Origin of the sequence: Pseudohongiella sp., assembly GCF_040877505.1 — a bacterium.
GTDB lineage: Bacteria > Pseudomonadota > Gammaproteobacteria > Pseudomonadales > Pseudohongiellaceae > Pseudohongiella.
The window spans coordinates 1-2627 of record NZ_JBBDNQ010000027.1; the positions used below are offsets into that span (position 1 = coordinate 1).

2 protein-coding genes are annotated in these 2627 nt (G+C 56.3%); both read right to left on the minus strand.

The window, feature by feature from the left end; translation table 11 throughout:
* Positions 1–80 precede the first annotated feature (80 nt).
* Positions 81–839: an IS21-like element helper ATPase IstB gene (gene istB / locus WD071_RS09665; protein WP_368048164.1), complete on the minus strand. Its 759-nt coding sequence runs from the start codon at positions 837–839 to the stop codon at positions 81–83.
* A gap of 23 nt (positions 840–862) precedes the next feature.
* Positions 863–2398 (minus strand): IS21 family transposase, encoded by a 1536-nt coding sequence (istA, locus tag WD071_RS09670; protein WP_368048165.1) that lies wholly within the window; start codon positions 2396–2398, stop codon positions 863–865.
* Positions 2399–2627: the final 229 nt, after the last annotated feature.

Consider the following 2627-nt stretch of genomic DNA (forward strand, 5'->3'; position numbering starts at 1 on the left):
TGCGTATTCCGGTCATTCCGATCACCCATTCCGGTTTTATTCGATCACCGGATCTGCCTAACGCGCCGTTGCCGATAGTATCACTGTGACTGATCGGATTCAGTCATTTTGCTCATGGTTTTTCGCATCGATTCTCCTTTGAGTTTTATCTTGTGGCTGTTGTGCAGCAGCCGGTCCAGGATGGCATCAGCCAAGGTGGCATCGCCGATGCTCTGATGCCACTGGCTCACAGGCAACTGACTGGTGATCAGCGTCGAGCGCTGCCCATGGCGGTCCTCCATGATCTCCAGCAGGTCATTGCGCTGACCCAGTGTCATTTTCTCCAGGCCCCAGTCATCCATCACCAGCACATCGGTTTTGGCCAGTTGCTGTATCAGTTTGGCGAAGCGGCCATCGCCATGAGCGATGCTGAGTGTTTCAAGCAGGCGGGACGTGCGGAAGTAGCGCACACTGAAGCCATGACGACAGGCCTGTGTAGCCAGTGCGCAGCCCAGGTACGTCTTCCCGCAGCCGGTGGGGCCGGTGATCAGCACGTTGTGATGCTGATGTATCCAGCTGCCGCCAAGCAGTTCGGCGAACTGGCTCTTGTGCAACCCTCTGGGATGACTGTAATCAATGTCTTCCGGGTACGCCTGCAGCTTGAGCTTCGCGTTCAACAGTAGCCGGGTCACTTTGTTATTGTTGCGATGCGTGGTTTCCCGATCAACGAGCAAAGCCAGGCGCTGATCGAAGCCGAGCTCCTCATGGGTTGAGGGTTGGGCGTGCTGCTGCTCCAGGGCATCGGCCATACCGGTGAGTTTAAGTGCACGCAGGCTTTGCAGGGTTTGATTGTGATGCATGATTGTTTTTCCTGATTATAATGTTAGTGGTAATAGTGCTGGCCGCGAACGTTCTCATGATGATCAAGGTCAAGCTCCTCCTGCCGTTCATCAACTGAGCGCTCCAGGGCGAGATGATCCAGACCATTTTTTAGGATGGATTCGACACTGCTGCGGGTGGGCGAGTTGATCTGCAGTGCCCGGCCACAGGCCTGATTGAGACGGGCGCGACCATACTTTTTCGCGTTGCTCAGCAGCGCCAGGACGCTGCGATAGTTCTGCTCCTGATGGCGCTTGCGCTCAAGCAAGTGGCTGACCAGCTCAGCGGTGTGTGAACCGATCTCATTGGCCCATTGCACGAAGCGCTCCCCCGACCACTCGTGCACTGCGCGGTGAGTACCTGGCATATGCTCAGCGCAGGTGCTGTGAGCGCCCTGACGGTAACTGCGCGCATGGCTGGCCACGCGTTGACCGTGGCTGTAGAAGCTGATCAGGCTATCGCTGGCATGGACCTCAACCGGCTGCTTGACCAGATGGTGTGGCACCGAGTAATAGTGCTTGTCATACTCGACGTGGTAGTCAATATGCACGCGTGCCTGCTTGATCTCAGCGTACTGATAGGGCTGACTGGGCAAGGGGCGCAGCGCCGGTTTCTCCAGTTGCTCGAACTGGCTTCGCCGACTGCCCGGCAGCTTCTTGAAAGGGCGTTCATTAAGATCGATCAGCAGCGCCTGGATGGCCTGGTTCAGTGAGGCCAGGGTAAAGAACGTGTGATGGCGAAGCCGCGCCATGATCCAGCGTTCAACGATCTGCACCGCCACCTCGGCCTTGGATTTATCCTTGGGCTTGTACGGCCTGGCCGGGATGATGGCGCACTGGTAATGGGCCGCCAACTGCTGATAGCTGGCGGTGATCGTCGGCTCGTAGCGGTGCGTTTTACGCACGGCGCTTTTAAGATTGTCCGGTACGATGATCTCGGGCACGCCGCCGAAGAAAGTCAGTGCCTGGACATGTGCACTGAGCCAGTCCTGCTGCTTCTGGCTCCAGCTGGCACAGGCAAAGGTGTAGTTAGAAGCGCCAAGTACCGCCACAAAGATTTGTGCCCGGCGGATCTCACCGGTATCTGGTGACACCACCTCCATCGTCGGTCCGCAGTAGTCGACAAATAGCTTCTCACCGGCGCGGTGCAACTGACGCATGCTACGCTGCTGGCAGCCCAGCCACTTCAGGTAGCGGTGACAGAACTGTGCGTAGCTGTAGCCATCATCGGGGTGCTGTTGACGGTATTCCTGCCACAGCAATTGCTTGGTCACGCTCTTGCGGCGCAGCTCCTGATGCACTACCACAAAATCGGGCTCAGCAAAGCGGCGCTGTCCGGTTCGTGGCTGCGTGGGGAATAACAACCGGCCCAGATCGCGCTCATTCAGATCGACGGGTAAGGGCCACCCAAGGCTGGCCTTCTCCGCTCGCTCCAGGTAATCGACCACCGTGCCATAGCCTATGTCCAGCGCCTGGGAGATGCTGCGGTAACTCAGTCCTGCCTCCTGACGCAGGCGCAGGATGTCTTTAATTTTACGCATTGTTAACCTCTTTCTCGCCACCGCCGATCTCCCTGACCAAAAAAGCTCAGAAGGATAGCAGTAATTTAGTTAAAACAATGCGTTAGGCAGGATTCTGGAAATATCCGATCATCGATTCTGGAAATCCAGAAAAAGTGATCGAATAAAACCGGAATCAGTGATCGAATACTTCCAGAATGGGTGATCGGATTAAACCAGAATCAGTGATCGGAATGGGGCAGAATATGCA

What these genes read in the sequence shown, in the direction of transcription:
- istB (WP_368048164.1), bottom strand. Translation starts at nt 839, where the DNA reads ATGCATCACAATCAAACCCTGCAAAGCCTGCGTGCACTTAAACTCACC.
- istA (WP_368048165.1), bottom strand. Translation starts at nt 2,398, where the DNA reads ATGCGTAAAATTAAAGACATCCTGCGCCTGCGTCAGGAGGCAGGACTG.